Raw genomic sequence first — 18,813 nt, forward strand, 5'->3', positions numbered from 1 at the left:
CAGCGTTGCCGTTGCCCTTCAGCAAGAGCAGCTTTTGCCCAGAAGCGAATCCGCCATCTACGTCCGCTATTGGCCGATTGCTGTCTGTCGCCAACGTCAGCAGTGGGTCGACTGCTGCTCTTGTTGACAGGCAGCAATCGGCCAGAAACGGACATCCCAGTCCACATACCGCCACCGTCACACTTCATGCATTGGAGAGTCGCCACTGACTGAGTGAAACCTTCCTCACTGCCGAAAAGCCCGGTAATAAGAATTGACGTTCTCGTAACCGAGCAGATAATCCAGCTCTTTGAGTTCGGGATCGTCGCAGGCAGCTTTCGCTACGAAGAGGCATGATGGCCAAAAAGATGCGATACGTTTACTCATAAACTCAGTGAGGCTTAGTAATGTCGACCAACCTACCCGACTTCACCACACGCTTACTGATCGACGCAGGAATCGCAAAAGGGATGCGAATCCTGGACGTAGGCTGCGGCTCGGGTGATGTTTCATTTCTGTTGTGTGATTTGGTGGAGAATGACGCAGAGATCATCGGAATCGATCGTGACGCCGCAGCCATCGCCAGTGCACGCCAGCGCAACGCATCACGAAACCACCCTTCGCTGAAATTTCTGCAGTGTGATGTTTCAGAACTGCAGGACTTTCTCGGCACTTTTGACGCAATCGTTGGGCGGCGTGTCCTGATGTATCAGAAGGATGCGGTGGCAACGATTCGTGCGCTGTCGAAGTACTTGCGCCCCACTGGCATCATGGTCTTTCAAGAGCACGATACGACGATGGTGCCCACAAGCCTGGATCCCTTCCCTTTGCATAAAAGGGCGCAATCCTGGATACAGGAAATGATTGCTCGCGAAGGCGCCGATCTACACATCGGTTTTAATCTGCACGGCATTTTTACACAGGCAGGCTTGAGCGTTGAAAGCGTGCGGGCTGAATGCCTGATACAAACACCTGATACACCCTACAGCCTTGGCGCCATCGTTCGAGCGTGCTTACCGCGGATCACCGCATTAGGGGTGGCCAGTGTAGAAGAGGTCGACATTGAAACGCTGCAAGAGCGGTTGGATCAGGAGCGTTCAGCCTCTTCAGGCATCTACATCGGCGATGTGATGTTCGGAAGCTGGGCACGCAAAGTTTGACTCTTTCAAATGTCGATGCTGCCCCAGCGCTTTACCATGTCCGCTCCAGGACAAGCGTTGTGGGCCGTCACCGTGTATTAACTAACGTGTATTCAAAATACCTCTTCTTCAACCCTCAATCTCCCCCTTGCGAATCGCAATCCTGACGGCCTGCGCGGTCGTCGCCACCCCAAGACGCCGGCGCGCCGAGCGCAAGTGATTCTCCACGGTGCGCTCCGATAAACCGAGGGTTGCCGCGATATCGGCCTGGCGCCGGCCGGCAGCCGTCCACGCCAGCACTTCCCGCTCACGCTGGGAAAGCTTGCCTACCCATTCAGCCACCGGCGGCTCAAGCAGCCTGTGTGCGCAGAAAAAAGCCGCCGTGGCGACCATGCTCAACCCCAGGCGTACTCTAGCCGAGCCGTCCACCCGCTCGCCGCCCAGGCTCATGGCACCCTCAAGCCCTTGCGGACCGAACACCGGCACCTGCAGTCCTTGCACACCAGGGCCGCTTGGTGCACGAACCACGTGGTAGCGCTCCCCGCCTTTGTCCTGCACCTTGATCCAGAAGAAGGCTTCACGATTATCCAGCACATGGCGCGTGATCGGGCAGCGACGCACATAGGTCTGGGCATCCACACCCTGGCCACTACCGAACCAATCGCCCTCTACCCAATAGATACGCTCCACCACTTCTTCACTCGCTGACGAGGCGGAAAACAGCACGAACCGATCATAGCCGTAGGCCTCGGCGAAACCACGCACCGCCTGCTGGATAGCCTCCAGCGTCTGCGCCGCCTCGATAGCGAAAACGGCGCGCATCGCCCTCTCGGCAGTGGCCTCAGTCACCCCGCCGCGACCGCTTTGAGCAATGCATCCGCAGCCAGCTTGCCGAGATTATTGCCTGCCAACGGGCTGTCGCCGGTCAACAACTTGCGATCCTGCAGGGTCGCCCCGGTAATGTCCTGATTGACGATCTCAACCCCCAGCGCTTGCAGTTGCTCGCCGAATTTCCAGGTCAGATGGCCCGGCATATAACCGATATCAGGCGTCTTGGCATCGAGCGCATCGGGAAAGGCGCAGATCCTGTAACCGCTGAACAGATAGGAGTCCCTGGACTCGCCCACACCCGCTGCGAGCAGCGCGGCCGGGCCATGACACAGCGAAATCACGAACTTGTCCTTCGCGACCATCCACTCCAGTACCGCCTTCACCTCGGCACTCTGCGGCAAGCCGATCAACGCTCCGTGCCCACCGGGGACAAACACGCCGATATAGTCCGAGTCCTCACCCAGCGCATTCTCGATCACCTCGGCCAGCTTGAGCGGGCGCTTGAACTGCTCGCGGTATTTGGCATAAAAGCCCTGCACTTCCACATCTTCGGAAGGCATGGCCCAAAACTCGAACTTCACCGGGTTGCCCGACAGCGTCGCGATATCGAACGTGAAGCCGGCTTTATCCAGGTGATACATGGGCAGCAGGGTTTCCACCGGGTGATTGCCGGTGGAGAACATCGTGCCGTTGTCGGTCAGCAGGTAACGCTCATCAGCACCGATCACCAGGACCTTCCAGCGCCCGCCATTGTAGGGGTTGGGGTAGTCGGCGCCACTGAGGTCGGATTTGGGTGAGGTGAATTGGCTGAGGGAATAGGGAGAGGGGAAAAACGCGTTGTTTTCTGCAGGATCCGGGGTGGGTTGCTTGTCGTCATGTTGTTGGGTCGTCATGAGCTTTCCCTCTGAACTGGCTGAGTGTCGAGGCTCATGCTAGTGAGGTGATAGAGGTGCTGCAATGAGGGATTTCCCTCTAATAAACGAAGCATTGCTGAGTCGCTCTGCTGGAAGAGCAAAAAGTCAAGAGCTCGCATGATGAAAATAGAATTTATTCACCCGTCTTCCTGCATCTAAAGATGCCTATTGGAATTATATTTACTTCAAATACACATAACCAACTGTCAACTCTCACAGTAGACAGGCTCAACATGGAAATCACAATATCATTGAACCGTGGATAATTGTCTCATCAAGAGGAATGAAAATGAACGCGATCGAAATTAATGACGATAACTTCAATAGTATTGTGCTTCCTTCACAAGCCTCTATCCTGATTTTTTTTACAGCCCCGTGGAGCGGCCCTTGCCGAATGGTAGGTCCAGTCATCAAGGAGCTCGCACAGGCCTCTGATGGTAGCTATTCAGTTGGCATTGTAAATACTGATGAATCTCCAGCCACCGCAGCGCAATATGGCGTACGAAATGTGCCTACTGTAGTAATTTTCAAGCACGGAGAAGTGACGGGCAAAATAGTTGGCGTTAATCCTAAGAGCGCTTATGAAAATGCTATTAATGCAATAAGAAACTAAAATAGACGAACCTGAACAGCACTTACTTGACCGCTAACCAATTACTGAAACCGAAGAAGGTTAAGTAAGTGCCACTCATATTCTCTGTTTATTCCTAACCTGTGTTACCCCTTGGTCAAATCAACCAACGGCGTCTGCCGCACCTCAGTCTCCCGCCCGGCCTGAATCTCGCTCACCTGCTTCAAGGCCTTATCTACCGCCGCCTTATCCGCCAACAAGCTGTAGCTGATGCGGAACTGTTTGTGTTCCTTCGGCCCAATGGTAGGCACCAGGTTCAGTGGCCGCTGATACCGGCGGTTGTAGGAAAAACTTGTGCCCGGCTCCAGCCCTGTGACATAGCCCTGGCCTTGGGTATCGGTGTTTTTCCACAGGGAAAACACCGGCAGTGTCTGCGTATTGAAGCCCACCGAAACGCCCAGGCTGCCGGCCTTGTTATGCAACACCGTCAACGTATCGCCCTTGGCATCGGCATACGGCACTACGTTGTAAACCGTTTCGTCGTAGTCCTTGGTGGGTGCGCGGTAGGTTTGCCAGTCGGCCAGTTCGCCCTTGGCCTTGTCGTTGAACGGCGACACCTGTTTCACCGGCGCGGCGAAACGAGCGCCCTGCTCCAGGAACGGCGTGCTGAAGTTACTGTGATACAGCGCCTGGTATTCCTTCGGGTAGTCGCCGTTGTTGGTCAGGGTATCGTTGAGGGCGAACACCACGCTGCCAGCCTCGGTGACCAGTTCGGTCGCGACGGAGAAGTCGACCTTCTTGAACGCCTGTTCTTTCAGCTCGCCACGCAGGGTGATGGCGTACGGTGGTTTTTCATCGATGTGCAGGGTGACTTTGTTCGCAGGAATGTTGGCGGCGCGACCGTGCAGGGTCAGCAGTTCGCCATTGTCGATGCCGGGGTGGCCGACCCATTCGTATCCGCAGCGGGTGACCAGCTCATTGAAACCTTCCAACCAGCCCAGGCCGCCACGACCATTGAGTTCAATGAACGACGGGTTGACCACCTCCTTGACCGGCGAATCCCAACCCATGCGCACATCGCCCACCGAGGCCTGCAACACGTTCATCCCGCGAGTCGGCACCACCGAGAGTTTCATCGTGCCGTTATCGATATCGACAATGCTGACGCCCTCCTGCCGACCGCCGTGCAAGGTGCGCAGAGTGACGCTGAAGGGTTTGTCGGTTCGTATGCCGAGTTGCTGGCTGGTGACCTGCCAGTTCTGGGCAGCTTTGTCGGTGTCGAGCAGGACGTAATCCCAGGCCATGGCGTGGGAGGCAGCGGACAGTGTGCTGAGGGCGATGAGGAGTTTGAGCGGAGTCATGGCGGTAGCCTTTCTTGGAGTTGTAGCGGTTTTATAAACTCGATGAAACGTTTCAGCAAGCTTAAAAAGCGACACAATGCAGGTAACCACCAGCATAGAGCCAGGAGAGATTGGAGGATTGAGTCGGTGCCATCGCGAGCAGATTGGATCGAAAAACGGGTTGAGCGGCATGGGCTTCAACATATCCGGCCGGAGTGGTTTGAACCATTTGCTAGCTAGAGGTAATCGCAAATAGTTTTTTGCACAAATAGGCATCCTCCCTTGGAATGAAATCTTCAGGTTTTTCACTGCAGGAAAATGCTTCGAAAAGGTGGTTGATAATTTTCTTCGCCTGGTCAGTAGAAAGGATATGCATATCTAACAGATCAAGAAGAGCCTCGGCTATCTCGTTTAAACTAATGCAGTATTCTTCAGCAGCAATCCTAAGCAGTGCTCGCACCTCCCTATATTTACCATCTGAATTTACGTTGCTTATCAGAAAGTTAAGTGGCTCTTCCAGAATTTCAAAAGGATATATTTTTTGATACCTGTCGCAGTACTCTATAAGGTCCCGCTTAACTTTCACGCCATCAAATTCTTGAGAGCCATCCTCTAACAGCGCATTAATTTTCGTATTAGATATCCAGTTTTTCATCGCGGAGTCCATATTAGTTATCGCTTATTCAAGGGGAGTGCCGCCCAACTTGTGGCTGAAATCCGCCGGTCAAATACCCATCGTCTAAAAGATCCACAATCACACCTCATCAAACCCCATGCCGCTCCACCAAAAAATCCACAAACGCCCTAACCCGCGCCGGCATCGCCCCTCCCCCCACAAACACGGCATGAATCGGCTCCACATCCCCCGGGTTATACTCCTCCAGCAACACCACCAACTCCCCCCGCCTCACCTCCTCCACCACACTGAACGCCCCAATCCGTGCAATCCCCGCCCCCAACTTCGCCAATTGCGCCAACGCTTCCCCACTATTGCCTTCAATCGTCCCCGTCACTTTCAACGAAAACTCCCGCCCCTCCACCCGAAACGGCCAGTCAGGCGCCGCCCGGCGGAAGTTGAAGCGCAGGCAGTTGTGGTTGAGTAAATCCTGCGGCACGACCGGGGTGCCGTGGCGCGCGAGGTAGTCGGGTGAGGCGACGATCACCTGGCCGGTGGAGCCGATGTGGCGGGCGGTCAGGGGGCTGTCGACGAGGGGGCCGAAGCGGATGGCGACGTCGGCCTGGCCGCCGAGGATGTCCACGACTTCATCGCCGAGCATCAGGTCGACGACGATGGCGGGATAGCGGGCGCTGAAGGCGGCGATCAGCGGCACGATGGTCATACGGCCATGGGCCAGGGCGGCGCTGACTCGCAGGCGGCCGCGGGGGGCGCCTTGGTCGGTGATGGCGTCTTCGACTTCGGCCATGTCCGCAAGGATGCGCCGGGCGCCGCGCAGGTAGGCTTCGCCTTCGGCGGTGAAGGTGATGGCGCGGGTGGTGCGCAGCAGCAGCCGGGTACCGATGCGTCGTTCGGTGCGGGTGATGATGCGGCTGATGGACGATGGCGTCAGCCCAAGGGCTCGCGCAGCGCCCGACAGGCTGCCGTGCTCGGCGACCATGGCGAACACTTCCATCTCTCCCGAGCGACCACCGATGTCCATTTGTGCCTCCTGCGCAAAGCTGTAGTTCCCAACCAAGGGCTACTGCTGCAAAAGGCTGGATTGTAGCATTTGACACATAGATGAGGAGTCAACCATGCGTATCAATCCCCCCCTTGTAGCCTTGTCCATCGGTGCCTTTGGCATCGGGGTCACGGAGTTCGCACCCATGGGCATGTTGCCCGGTATTGCCGCCGATCTTGGCGTATCCATTCCCGCCGCGGGGCTGTTGGTTAGCGCCTATGCCATGGGCGTGCTGATCGGCGCGCCGATCATGACCCTCGCCACGGCCAGGGTGCCACGCCGTTACCTGCTGATCGGGCTGATGGCGATTTTCACCCTGGGTAATCTGCTCTCGGCGATGGCTACCAACTACCAGACCTTGATGATTGCCAGGCTGGTGACGTCGCTGAACCACGGGGCATTCTTCGGCATTGGCTCGATTGTGGCCGCGAGTGTGGTCGCGCCGGAGAAGCGCGCGGGGGCCGTTGCCGCGATGTTCCTGGGACTGACCCTGGCGACCATTGGCGGTGTGCCCCTGGCCACCTGGTTTGGCGAGAACTTTGGTTGGCGCACGGCGTTCTGGGGCATCAGCGGGTTAGGTGCAGTGGTGATGGCGGCGCTGTGGTGGGCATTGCCCAATGCTCCCGCGCCGAAAGGTGGCAGCCTGATGGCCGAAATCCGCGTACTGGGGCGCGGGCCGGTGCTGGCTGCGCTGGCGCTGACCGTGGTGGGTTCCAGTGCAATGTTCACAGTGTTCACCTATATCGCACCGATTCTGCGTGACGTCACCCACGCCTCGACCAACTTCGTCACCGGCATGCTCGTGCTGTTCGGTGTCGGCCTGACCCTGGGTAATGTGTGGGGAGGCAAGTCTGCGGACCGTTCGGTGGATCGCACCTTGATCACTTCGCTGGTGGTGTTGATTGCCGTGCTGCTGGCCTTCTCGGTGCTGATGCAATGGCCGTTGCCCGCCGCCTTGTCGATCCTGCTGTGGGGCGCCGCCAGTTTTGCCTTGGTGCCGCCGTTGCAGATGCGTGTGATGGAAGCCGCCAAGGATGCGCCTAACCTGGCTTCCGCGATGAACATCGGTGCGTTCAATTTCGGTAATGCGATTGGCGCGGCGTTGGGTGGCGCGGTGATCAACGCAGGGCTGGGCTACCCGGCCATTTCCCTGGCTGGCGCGTTGATGGCCGGCCTGGGTTTGCTGATGGTGCTGGGTTTGAGCTGGCGTTCGCGGCATACCCAGTCACGCACTTGCGGGGACATCCGCTTGCCGGCGATAGTGGACGAGCGCGCTTAAACCAGGAGAACGGCCCATGACCCGCGACCAACTCGCCAACTTCTACCAAGGCTATATCGATTGTCTGAACCGTCAGGATTGGCAGCACCTGGGCGATTTTGTCCATCCTGATGTGACCTACAACGACAGCCCGGTTGGCCTGGAGGGCTACCGGGCGATGCTGGAGCGCGACTTCCGGGAAATCCCCGACCTGGTGTTCCGCATTCAGCTGTTGGTTGCCGACCCGCCGACCGTCGCCAGTCGGCTGAACTTCAGGGTCAGTCCCAGGGGCGAGTTTTTCGGGCTGCCGATCAACGGCAAAACTGTCGTGTTTGACGAAAACGTTTTCTATGAATGCGTCGACGGGAAATTCGCTCGCGTCTGGTCGGTGATCGATAAGGCAGCGGTCGCCCATCAGCTGAAAGGGAACGCCGGCTGACAGGGCGGCACCCTCGTCTAGACTTCATACTCCTATCAACCCGAGGAGTTTGCGATGAACAACAAAAATACCATCTGCCTCTGGTACAACGGCGATGCCCTGGAGGCGGCGACCTTCTACGCCAAGACCTTCCCCGACAGCAAAGTGAACGCCGTGCACTACGCCCCTGGCGACTACCCCTCCGGTAAACAGGGCGATGCATTGACGGTGGAATTCACCGTCATGGGCATCCCGTGCATCGGCCTGAACGGCGGTTCGGCGTTCAAGCACAGCGAGGCGTTTTCTTTTCAAGTATCCACGGACGACCAGGAGGAAACCGATCGGTTATGGAATGCCATCGTTGGCAATGGTGGAAAGGAAAGCGCCTGCGGCTGGTGCAAGGACAAATGGGGTCTGTCATGGCAGATCTCGCCACGGGTGTTGGTCGATGCGGTGACCAGCAAGGACACCGCCGTCGCCAAGCGTGCGTTTGAGGCGATGATGAAGATGACCAAGATTGATATTGCTGCTATCGAAGCCGCCATTGCCGGTGACTGATGTGGGAGCGGCACGAGCTTTAGCGAGGCCGCGACGGCGGTGGGTCAGCCACCACACGTGCCAGCAGTGCCGCCGCCATCGCAGCCTCGCTGGGGCTCGACAGCTCCCACATATGCTCTTCATCGAGCTCCCACATTAGGCCCGCCTCGCGTCACCCATGCGCCAAAAAAAGTCATGCATCGGACCGCCAGGTTGCGACCTGGGCGATACCGGCCTATGTTCGAAGTCATGCCTTTTGCTGTCCCCCTACCCTACGCCCATCCCGTAACCAGGTGACGACATGCCAACACCTTCACGCCCTGCCGTACTGGAGCTGATCGGTAACACACCGCTGGTCAAGGTCAGCCGCTTCGACACTGGCCCTTGCACATTGTTTCTCAAGCTTGAATCACAAAACCCCGGGGGGTCGATCAAGGACCGCATTGGCCTGGCGATGATCGACGCCGCCGAGCGCGACGGGCGCCTGCGTCCTGGTGGCACCATCATCGAAGCCACCGCCGGCAATACCGGCCTGGGCCTGGCGCTGGTGGGCCGGGCCAAGGGTTACCGGGTGGTGCTGGTGGTGCCGGACAAGATGTCCACGGAAAAAGTCCTGCACCTCAAGGCCATGGGCGCAGAGGTGCATATCACCCGCTCCGATGTGGGCAAGGACCATCCCGAGTATTACCAGGACGTTGCTGCACGCCTGGCCAAGGATATTCCGGATTCCTTCTTCGCCGACCAGTTCAACAACCCGGCCAATCCCCTGGCCCACGAGACCAGCACCGCGCCGGAGATCTGGGCGCAGACCCAGCATGATGTCGACGCGATTGTGGTGGGCGTCGGCTCGGCCGGAACCCTTACTGGCCTGACCCGCTTTTTCAAGCGCGTGCAGCCAGAGCTCGCCATGGTGCTGGCCGATCCGGTGGGTTCGGTGATGGCCGAATACAGCCGCAGCGGTCAGCTGGAAACCCCCGGTTCCTGGGCCGTGGAAGGCATCGGCGAGGACTTCATCCCCTCGATTGCCGACCTCTCCAGTGTGCGCCACGCCTACTCCATCAGTGATGAAGAAAGCTTCGACCACGCCCGCCAGTTGCTCAAGGCCGAAGGCATTCTCGGCGGCTCGTCCACCGGCACCCTGCTCGCCGCCGCCCTGCGCTACTGCCGTGAGCAAACCGAGCCCAAGCGTGTGGTGACCTTCGTCTGCGACACCGGCACGCGGTACTTGTCGAAGGTTTACAACGACCAATGGATGAACGACGCCGGCCTGTTGCAGTACAAGCACTACGGCGACCTGCGCGACCTGATCGCCCGCCGCTTCGAAGACGGCCGCGTGATCAGCGTCAGCCCCGATGACACCCTGCTCACCGCCTTCCAGCGCATGCGCCTGGCGGATGTGTCGCAACTGCCGGTGCTGGTAGACGGCCAACAGCTGGTGGGCGTCATCGATGAGTCCGACATCCTGCTGGGCCTGCACCACGACGCCGCGGATTTTTCCATGACCGTCGCCAGCGCCATGACCGATACCTTGCACACCCTGGCCCCCAGCGCCAGCCTGGCCGAACTGCAGGCAGAACTGGATCGCGGCCTGGTCGCCATCATTGCTGACGCCTCAGGCTTCCATGGCCTGATTACCCGCGTCGACCTGCTTAACCACCTACGGAGATCCCTTGCATGAGTCAGCCCGATAACAGCGCGTTTGCCACCCGTGTGATCCACGCCGGGCAGTCACCCGACCCGACCACGGGCGCGCTGATGCCGCCGATCTACGCCAACTCCACCTACCTGCAAGACAGCCCCGGTGTGCACAAGGGCTTCGACTACGGCCGCTCCCACAACCCCACGCGCTTTGCCCTGGAACGCTGCGTGGCGGACCTTGAAGGCGGCAGCCAGGCGTTTGCGTTTGCCTCGGGGCTGGCGGCGATTTCCACGGTGCTGGAACTGCTGGATGCCGGCGCGCATGTCGTCTCGGGTAATGACCTGTATGGCGGCACGTTCCGGCTGTTCGACAAGGTACGCCAGCGCAGCGCCGGGCACCGTTTCAGCTATGTCGACCTGAGCGACTTGTCGGCCTTTGAAGCGTCGTTGCAGGACGACACGCGCATGGTCTGGGTCGAGACCCCGAGCAATCCGCTGCTGAGTCTCACCGACCTGCGCGCCGTTGCGCGCATCTGCCGTGCCCGCGGGATTATCTGCGTGGCCGACAACACCTTCGCCAGCCCGTGGATCCAGCGGCCGCTGGAGCTGGGTTTCGATATTGTGGTGCACTCCACTACCAAGTACCTCAATGGGCATTCCGATGTGATCGGCGGTATCGCCGTGGTGGGCGACAACCCTGATCTGGCAGAACGCTTGGGCTTCCTGCAGAACTCAGTGGGCGCCATTGCCGGGCCGTTCGACGCGTTCCTGACCTTGCGCGGGGTAAAGACCCTGGCGCTGCGCATGGAGCGCCATTGCAGCAATGCCCTGGACCTGGCCACCTGGCTGGAACAACAGCCACAGGTATCGCGTGTTCACTACCCAGGCTTGAAATCCCACCCACAGCACGAGTTGGCAAAACAACAGATGCGCGGGTTTGGCGGGATGATTTCGGTGGATTTGAACAGCGACCTGGCCGGTGCAACGCGCTTCCTGGAAAACGTCAAGATCTTCGCCCTGGCCGAGAGCCTGGGGGGCGTGGAAAGCCTGATCGAACACCCGGCGATCATGACCCATGCGAGCATCCCGGCGGCGACGCGGGCGCAGTTGGGGATTGGCGATGGGTTGGTGCGGTTGTCGGTGGGGGTTGAAGATGTGGAGGATCTGCGCGCGGACCTGGCCCAAGCCCTGGCGCACATCTAACGCCAAACATCGAGCAACATGTGGGAGGGGGCTTGCTCCCGATGGCGGTGCATCAGTCAGCTTATTTGCAACTGACCCACCGCTATCGGGAGCAAGCCCCCTCCCACATTGAATGCGCAATCAGCTCGAGATTATGTTAGTGCGGGTTGAGAATGTGGAGGACCTGCGCGCGAATTCAGCCCGAGCCCTGGCATACATCTAACATCAAACATCGATCAAAAATGTGGGAGGAGGCTTGCCCCGATGGCGGTGCATCAGTCAGCTTATTTGTAACTGACCCACCGCTATCGGGAGCAAGCCCCCTCCCACATTGAATGCGCAATCAGCTCGAGATTATGTCAGTGCGGGTTGAGAATGTGGAGGACCTGCGCGCGAATTCAGCCCGAGCCCTGGCATACATCTAACATCAAACATCGATCAAAAATGTGGGAGGGAGCTTGCTCCCGATGGCGGTGCATCAGTCAGCTTGTTTGCAACTGACCCACCGCTATCGGGGGCAAGCCCCCTCCCACATTGACAGTGTAAATCAGCCAAGGCTTACGTTGGCCCGGGCCGCATGCAGCTTCTTATAGCTGTCGATCAGCCGCAAATGCCGATCCAGTCCTTCCAGCTTCATGCTGGTCGGCGTCAATCCATAGAACCGCACACTGCCGTCCACCGAGCCGATCACCGCATCCATGCGCTCGTTGCCAAACATGCGCCGGAAGTTGGCTTCGTAGTCGGCCAGCTCCAGGTCGTCATCCAGCTCCATCTCCAACACTGCGTTCATCGCCTGGTAAAACAGGCCACGCTCGGCGGTGTTGTCGTTGTACTGCAGGAACATCTCCACGCATTCCTTGGCCTCGTCATACTGCTTGAGGGCCAGGAAGATCAGCAGCTTCAGCTCCAGGATGGTCAGTTGGCCCCACGCGGTGTTGTCGTCGAACTCGATGCCGATCAGGGTAGTGATATCGGTGTAGTCGTCCAGCTCGCTTTCGATCAGGCGGTCGACCAGTGCCTGCAACTCGTCCTCGTCGAGGCGGTGCAGGTTGAGGATGTCTTCGCGGAAAAACAGCGCCTTGTTGGTGTTATCCCAAATCAGGTCGTCCACCGGATAGATTTCCGAGTAGTCCGGCACCAGGATGCGGCAGGCGGTGGCGCCCAGGTGTTCGTACACCGCCATGTAGCTCTCCTTGCCCATGCCTTCAAGGATGCCGAACAGCGTCGCGGCCTCCTGGGCGTTGGAATCTTCGCCGTGGCCGGAGAAGTCCCACTCGACGAATTCATAATCGGACTGGGCACTGAAGAAGCGCCACGACACCACGCCGCTGGAGTCGATAAAGTGCTCGACGAAGTTGTTCGGCTCGGTGACCGCCTGGCCTTCGAAGGTCGGCTGCGGCAGGTCGTTCAAGCCTTCGAAACTGCGGCCCTGCAGCAGCTCGGTGAGGCTGCGCTCCAGCGCCACTTCCAGGCTTGGGTGCGCGCCGAACGAGGCAAACACCCCGCCCGTACGCGGGTTCATCAAGGTCACACACATCACCGGGAATTCACCGCCCAGGGACGCATCCTTGACCAGCACCGGGAAGCCCTGGGCCTCCAGGCCCTGAATGCCCGCCAGAATGCTCGGGTACTTGGCCAGCACTTCGGCCGGTACGTCCGGCAGCGCGAATTCGCCTTCGATGATTTCGCGCTTCACCGCCCGCTCGAAAATCTCCGACAGGCACTGCACCTGGGCTTCGGCCAAAGTGTTGCCGGCGCTCATGCCGTTGCTCAGGTAGAGGTTTTCGATCAGGTTGGAGGGGAAATACACCACCTCGCCATCGGATTGGCGCACGAACGGCAGCGAGACAATGCCACGGGCTTCATTGCCCGAGTTGGTGTCAAACAGGTGCGAACCGCGCAACTCGCCCTCGCGGTTGTAAATCTTCAGGCAGTAGGCATCGAGGATTTCACTCGGCAGCTCGTCATTTTTGCCCGGCTGGAACCAGCGCTCATCCGGGTAATGCACGAACGGCGCATTGGCCAGCTCCTCGCCCCAGAACTGGTCGTTGTAGAAGAAGTTGCAGTTGAGCCGCTCGATGAACTCGCCCAGCGCCGACGCCAGGGCGCCCTCCTTCGTTGCGCCCTTGCCGTTGGTAAAGCACATCGGCGAATGGGCATCGCGGATATGCAGCGACCAGACGTTGGGCACGATATTGCGCCACGAAGCGATCTCGATCTTCATGCCCAGGCCGGCGAGGATCGCGGACATGTTGGCGATGGTCTGCTCCAGCGGCAGGTCCTTGCCGGCGATGTAGGTGCCGGCCTCAGACGTCGAGTTGGGCATCAGCAATGCCTGGGCGTCGGCGTCGAGATTCTCTACCTCTTCAATCACAAACTCCGGCCCGGCCTGCACCACCTTCTTCACGGTGCATCGGTCGATGGAACGCAGGATGCCCTGCCGATCCTTGTCGGAGATATCCGTAGGCAGCTCGACCTGGATCTTGAAAATCTGGTTGTAGCGGTTTTCCGGGTCGACGATGTTGTTCTGCGACAGACGAATATTCTCCGTGGGAATATTGCGCGTCTGGCAGTACAACTTCACAAAGTACGCCGCACACAACGCCGACGAAGCCAGGAAGTAATCGAATGGCCCCGGTGCCGAACCATCGCCCTTGTAGCGGATGGGCTGGTCGGCAATGACCGTGAAGTCATCGAACTTGGCTTCAAGCCGAAGGTTGTCGAGAAAGTTGACCTTAATTTCCATGCGGGCACACCAGAATAACGAGCTAAACGAATTGGCCGCCATTATGAAGATTTTCGCCGGGAAGTCTCAGGGTTTTGCGTGTGGGCTGCCGATCGGTGTCGCTATGCCAGCAGCCTGTGGCCCCTGGCATAGCATTGCGCCAGGCTAAGGCTGGCTTGAGCTCAGGCGTCGCGCCAGGCTCGTGCGGTTGATGGTCAGCTCACTGCTGACGTCCGGCCCGTGATAGACCATGGACGTTTCGTGGTGCACGTAATCGCCCGAACGTGCGGCGCTCAACCAATTGAATGAGCCGACGCAGAGTAACTCCTCATCGGCCATCACCAGCTTGCTGTGCACCTTGTTGACCACGCGCACCTGTACGGCATGCTGTTTGAGCGCCGCAATCGCCTCCTTGAATTCAGCAATTTTGCCCGGGTTGCCTTCGGACCTGCCGGGGTTGATGTCGGTGTTGAAGCGCAAGTCGGTGTAGACCGTCACCGGCACGCCCCGCTGCACCGTGCCGACCATTGCATCCAAGGCGCCGCTTTCGCGCATCCCGCGCAACTTGACCCAAGGCGTCACGATCTGCACCTGCTGGCGTGCCGTTTCCAGGGTGCGCAACAGGAACCGGTCATGCTCGGCAAATTCATGCAGGTGGCTCAAGCCGGTGCGCGCCGTGAGCAGGTCCACCCGGGGCTGGAAGTCGAACGCCAATGCGTTTTCCGGGCTGTGCAACAGGTACTGGGCCAGGCGACCACGAGGCTTACTGGCGGGTATCTGGCTGAACAGGTCCATGTCGCCGAACACCAGGAAACTGTCTTTGGCGCGAGATACAGCCACGTTCAACATGCTGTCCCGACGGTCGATAAACGCGCCGTCGGCGTGCTTGGAGTACACCGCCGAGAAAATCACCACGGGCCGCTCGGCGCCCTGGAAAGAATGCACCGTACCGACGGTCATTTCACCGTCGAGCTTGCCGGTGCGAATGCCCAATGCGCTGCACGCCTCGATGATCGCTCGGGTCTGGGCGCCGAAGGGGGTTATCACCCCAAGAATCTCCCAGAGCGCTTTGTCGTAGCGCTCAACGAGCTGCTGTTCGTTGGCCTTGATCCAGGCAGCAATGGTCTGTGCCTCAAGCAGGTTATGACGGCTGCCACCCTGTTTCTGCTGGCACATCCCGTCGATATGCAGGTAGCCCAGCCCAGGCAAGCCACCTTCGGGCTTGGCGCCCCGGCGCGGTTGCAGCTTGCCCTTGTAGCAGAGGGCGTTGCAGTAATCGATGATCGAGTCATAGCAACGGCGGTGTTCGTAGAGGTAAAGGCCGCGCGCCAGGTCAGGGTCGTAGTGATAGCGGCTGGTCGACTGCGCAATCGCCATGACGCTGCCATTGGCGGCGCTGCGCCCGCTGTCACAGAACGCCTCGTAATCGTCGTCCACGCTGCTGCGTGACAACAGCCCGGCGCTGAGCAAATTGCCGATATCCACTGCTGCCGGTATCGACCAGATGGGTTCGATCTGCTGAGTGTCGCCGATCACCAGAGCTTGCCTGGCCAGGGCGAAAGACGGCGCCGCCACCTCGGGAAGCACCTGGCCTGCTTCGTCGACGATCAGCAGGTCGATGAAATTCAGCGCATAGTCTTTGACATAACCATCGCCATCACGACGGCTGCACGACAGTTCGCCCGGTAATCGGTGGAATGTCGCGACCACACAGGGCGTGAGCTTCATCCAGCGCCGCCAGTTTGTTTCCAGGGTCTTGCGGCCATTTTTTTTACGGCTTTTGAGGATCAGCGGCAACTCCTCGGCGACTTCCATCAACCAACGCCCCTCCCAATAATGGGTGGTCAGCAGGAAGGTCTCGAAGCGCAACGAAGTGTCCGCCCAGGCATCACAGTCCTCCAGCGTCACCTGTGCGGCAGGCTTGCCGACCGCGCGGGGTAATACGCCAATCACCGCCTGCCAGTTCAACAGCTCGCGCTGCTCGCCGCGCAGCAACTCGTCCACCCGCTCCCGCTGAGCTTGGAGTGTTCTCAGGCTTTGCGCGGCGTGGCCCACGGCGGCGGTCAGGCGGCGCTCCATGTCATGCACATCGATGGCGCTTTGCAGCTCAGTGTCTGCCTCATCGACGTGAAGCTTGGCCAGGCGCAAGCGCTTGGCGGCAATCGGGCCGAACCAGCCAAACAGCGTGTAGATCAACGATTCATGGGCCAGGTAGTGCTTGAAGTCTTTCAAGCGTGCCTGGGTGTTCGCCAGCTGTTCAGTCTGCAACCGCTGCTGGGTTTCAAGGCGGCCGATGGCCGCCCGTGGATCATTGCCGAGCAGATCCTGAATAGCTTTGCGGGCAGCCACCAGCCGTGGCCAAGTATGCTCGATCGCGGCGAGTTGCTGCTGGCGCAGGCGAATTTCGGCCTGGAGCTTGTCCACGGTATTTTTCAGCGTGGGTTGCGGGTCGCCAGCAAAAGCCATCGCCGCGCGGCCCAGGTAAGCCTGCTGGGCCTTGTCGAGATAGGCGTGCGACTCAAGCTCAAGGAAGAAGCTCTTGGTCTGGTAAGTGCGCGCCATCTCCGCTTCCGCCGAGGCCTTGGGAAAGTAAGCGCCGAAGCTATTGATGTCGGGCAACCAGCGCCCGGCGAAGGGCCCGGTGCCCGCGGCGAAGTCTTTACCGAACGCCTTGATGATATTGGTGACCGCTTGATTGTTCGTCGAGCTGGCGACAATCACCGGCGGTTCGCCGCCTTCTGCGGCAGCCTTGGCCCAGAGCGAGGCCACCACAGAGAGGACCAAGGTGGTTTTCCCGGTGCCCGGGGGCCCGTTGACCGCCAGTATATCCCCGGCGTTCCCGGCCAAAAGGTGCGCCAGGCTGTCGCGCTGGGCAGGCGCCAGCGCGTATTCGTCACCGGCATGCCCGCGTCGGCTGGCGAACAGGCTGTTGGCCGCAAGGCACGGCTCATCGGCGGTGGGGCCACGCTGTGCAAATCGCTCGAACAATGGCACATCGGGTTTGCTGGCACGCAGGTGATCGTAGAGCGCAACGATGTTGATGCTGAAACCGTCAGCCTTCTGCTCCTTGAACAGGTAACAGTAGTTGACCGGGTCGAAGCCGTCTTCCACACCGTCCCAAGCGTTGCACACCGTGTGGAACATGTTCTTGCAGTAGCGCAGGTAGCTGATCCACTTTTCGCGATACTGCTCCGGGTCCACGTCGGTACCGGAGGCAGGCGGTTCGAACCGGGGCGCCTCTTGGGTGGCCAGAAAGCGGTCCAGGTCGTACTGCGCCCCGAGGGTGAAATTGTCATGATCCAACGGCTCGAGGATGTCACGCGGCACCAACGCCGGCCCGGTCGCGTAGATGCGCCCGTCGCGGGTGACCGACACACGGCAAAGAATCGGTGTGATGAACGCCGGCAACCCATTGCGCGCCTTGCGGTGTTCCGGACGCGAGGCATAGACAAACGGTCGTAAGGTCACGCCGACGTGTAGTAACTGCGCTGGTTCGCCGGCAAATAGCAGCTCCACCTGCTCAGCCGGCAAACAGCCCGCGGCCAAGGCGGCCATGGGCAAGACCGTATAGGCTTTGACATGGCTGTTGAATAAAGCGCCATTGCCGTTTTCGGCATCGGCCAGGGAGTTTCGCCAGTAGTTCGCGAGCTTCAGAGAATAATCGTTCATCGTCCTGATTCATGCAGACCGTGACTCACTGTTACGGTCGGTGGTTGGGGAATTGAGAACGAGGGTAGCGTTTCAGCAGCCAGATGGCCAATCCAGAGCCATTCGCTGATTGCCTGGCGCTCAGCAAGCGCCGAGGGTCAGGGTGATTTTCTGTGGGGGGCTTGCTCCCGATAGCGGTGGATCAGTGACAAATAAGCTCACTGACGCACCGCTATCGGGAGCAAGCCCCTTCCCACATTTAGATTGCGCCAGGCCAGTTGAATAACGGTCAAGCGTCAAACTGCCATTGGCCCGTCATATTTTCGAACAGGCCACTGTATAAGCCCCGCATCGGCTGTTATGTTTCGCGCCTCACCCGCAAAAGGACAGGCCATGGAACCGTTGGCGACGAACGCTGCACTGGTGATCATCGATATGCAAAAAGGCATGGCCGACCCCGCCCTTGGCCGTCGCAACAACCCAGACGCCGAGCTACGCATACAGCAACTGCTTAACGCCTGGCGTCATGCGCAACGCCCGGTCATCCATGTGCGGCATATCTCCCGTTCTCCGGGCTCGGTGTTCTGGCCAGGCCAGCCCGGCTGTGAATTCCAAGGCGCACTGCAACCCCTGGCCCACGAGCATGTGGTGGAGAAAAACGTACCGGATGCCTTCAGCGCCACGGGCCTGGAGCGCTGGCTGCACATGCGCTCGATCAGGCAATTGGTGATCGTCGGAGTTATCACCAACAACTCCGTGGAGGCCACCGTGCGCTCAGGCGGCAACCTGGGGTTTGATGTGATCGTGGCGGCGGACGCCTGTTTTACTTTCGACCAAACCGACTTGTCGGGACGCCTGTGGCCGGCTGAAGATGTACACGCGTTGTCGCTCAGTAACCTGGCGATGGACTATGCCAGGGTGTTCCAGACCAGCGAGATCCTGGCGAATCATTAA

General features: G+C 59.3%; 15 protein-coding genes. 8 read left to right on the top strand and 7 right to left on the bottom strand.

The window, feature by feature from the left end:
• Positions 1 to 386 precede the first annotated feature (386 nt).
• Positions 387 to 1,139 (top strand): class I SAM-dependent methyltransferase, encoded by a 753-nt coding sequence (locus QYQ93_RS15985; protein ID WP_043047758.1) that lies wholly within the window; start codon positions 387 to 389, stop codon positions 1,137 to 1,139.
• 108 nt (positions 1,140 to 1,247) lie between these two features.
• Here the strand turns inward: QYQ93_RS15985 and QYQ93_RS15990 are convergent, their stop codons facing one another.
• Positions 1,248 to 1,940: a PA1136 family autoinducer-binding transcriptional regulator gene (locus tag QYQ93_RS15990; RefSeq protein ID WP_225924374.1), complete on the bottom strand. Its 693-nt coding sequence runs from the start codon at positions 1,938 to 1,940 to the stop codon at positions 1,248 to 1,250.
• Positions 1,941 to 1,963: 23 nt separating this feature from the next.
• Positions 1,964 to 2,842, bottom strand: a complete 879-nt coding sequence (hchA, locus tag QYQ93_RS15995; RefSeq protein ID WP_338475018.1) for a glyoxalase III HchA — start codon at positions 2,840 to 2,842, stop codon at positions 1,964 to 1,966.
• A gap of 310 nt (positions 2,843 to 3,152) precedes the next feature.
• Here hchA and QYQ93_RS16000 point away from each other — a divergent pair, with 310 nt between their 5' ends.
• Positions 3,153 to 3,476 carry a thioredoxin family protein gene (locus tag QYQ93_RS16000; protein WP_043047762.1) on the top strand — a complete coding sequence of 108 codons (324 nt, stop codon included), beginning with the start codon at positions 3,153 to 3,155 and terminating at the stop codon, positions 3,474 to 3,476.
• Between the two features lie 104 nt (positions 3,477 to 3,580).
• On the opposite strand, the gene QYQ93_RS16005 is transcribed toward QYQ93_RS16000, so the two are convergent.
• The 3 genes from QYQ93_RS16005 to QYQ93_RS16015 form a co-directional block, all read right to left on the bottom strand.
• Positions 3,581 to 4,795 carry an aldose 1-epimerase family protein gene (locus tag QYQ93_RS16005; RefSeq protein ID WP_338475019.1) on the bottom strand — a complete coding sequence of 405 codons (1,215 nt, stop codon included), beginning with the start codon at positions 4,793 to 4,795 and terminating at the stop codon, positions 3,581 to 3,583.
• 211 nt (positions 4,796 to 5,006) lie between these two features.
• Positions 5,007 to 5,429 (bottom strand): hypothetical protein, encoded by a 423-nt coding sequence (locus QYQ93_RS16010; RefSeq protein ID WP_043047765.1) that lies wholly within the window; start codon positions 5,427 to 5,429, stop codon positions 5,007 to 5,009.
• Positions 5,430 to 5,538: 109 nt separating this feature from the next.
• Positions 5,539 to 6,432 carry a LysR substrate-binding domain-containing protein gene (locus tag QYQ93_RS16015; RefSeq protein ID WP_043047767.1) on the bottom strand — a complete coding sequence of 298 codons (894 nt, stop codon included), beginning with the start codon at positions 6,430 to 6,432 and terminating at the stop codon, positions 5,539 to 5,541.
• 94 nt (positions 6,433 to 6,526) lie between these two features.
• Here QYQ93_RS16015 and QYQ93_RS16020 point away from each other — a divergent pair, with 94 nt between their 5' ends.
• From QYQ93_RS16020 to QYQ93_RS16040, 5 genes are all read left to right on the top strand, one after another.
• Positions 6,527 to 7,732, top strand: coding sequence for an MFS transporter (locus QYQ93_RS16020; RefSeq protein ID WP_338475020.1), 1,206 nt, complete (start codon positions 6,527 to 6,529; stop codon positions 7,730 to 7,732).
• Positions 7,733 to 7,748: 16 nt separating this feature from the next.
• Positions 7,749 to 8,150 carry an ester cyclase gene (locus QYQ93_RS16025; protein WP_338475021.1) on the top strand — a complete coding sequence of 134 codons (402 nt, stop codon included), beginning with the start codon at positions 7,749 to 7,751 and terminating at the stop codon, positions 8,148 to 8,150.
• Between the two features lie 54 nt (positions 8,151 to 8,204).
• A complete protein-coding gene (locus tag QYQ93_RS16030) occupies positions 8,205 to 8,687 on the top strand; it encodes a VOC family protein (RefSeq protein WP_338475022.1) in 483 nt (160 codons plus the stop codon).
• Positions 8,688 to 8,967: 280 nt separating this feature from the next.
• Positions 8,968 to 10,344, top strand: coding sequence for a cystathionine beta-synthase (locus QYQ93_RS16035; RefSeq protein WP_338475023.1), 1,377 nt, complete (start codon positions 8,968 to 8,970; stop codon positions 10,342 to 10,344).
• Complete coding sequence (locus tag QYQ93_RS16040) at positions 10,341 to 11,507, top strand: cystathionine gamma-synthase (RefSeq protein ID WP_338475024.1); 1,167 nt, start codon at positions 10,341 to 10,343, stop codon at positions 11,505 to 11,507. The genes QYQ93_RS16035 and QYQ93_RS16040 overlap by 4 nt, the downstream gene beginning before the upstream one ends.
• Positions 11,508 to 12,033: 526 nt before the next feature.
• Here the strand turns inward: QYQ93_RS16040 and QYQ93_RS16045 are convergent.
• Both QYQ93_RS16045 and QYQ93_RS16050 read right to left on the bottom strand, forming a co-directional pair.
• Positions 12,034 to 14,232, bottom strand: a complete 2,199-nt coding sequence (locus QYQ93_RS16045; protein ID WP_338475025.1) for an OsmC domain/YcaO domain-containing protein — start codon at positions 14,230 to 14,232, stop codon at positions 12,034 to 12,036.
• 144 nt (positions 14,233 to 14,376) lie between these two features.
• On the bottom strand, positions 14,377 to 17,880 hold the full coding sequence (locus tag QYQ93_RS16050) for an AAA domain-containing protein (protein ID WP_338475026.1): 3,504 nt from the start codon (positions 17,878 to 17,880) through the stop codon (positions 14,377 to 14,379).
• A 372-nt stretch (positions 17,881 to 18,252) separates the two neighbouring features.
• Here QYQ93_RS16050 and QYQ93_RS16055 point away from each other — a divergent pair, with 372 nt between their 5' ends.
• Positions 18,253 to 18,813, top strand: a complete 561-nt coding sequence (locus QYQ93_RS16055; RefSeq protein WP_043051659.1) for a cysteine hydrolase family protein — start codon at positions 18,253 to 18,255, stop codon at positions 18,811 to 18,813.

Origin of the sequence: Pseudomonas khavaziana (assembly GCF_036704165.1) — a bacterium.
GTDB lineage: Bacteria > Pseudomonadota > Gammaproteobacteria > Pseudomonadales > Pseudomonadaceae > Aquipseudomonas > Aquipseudomonas khavaziana.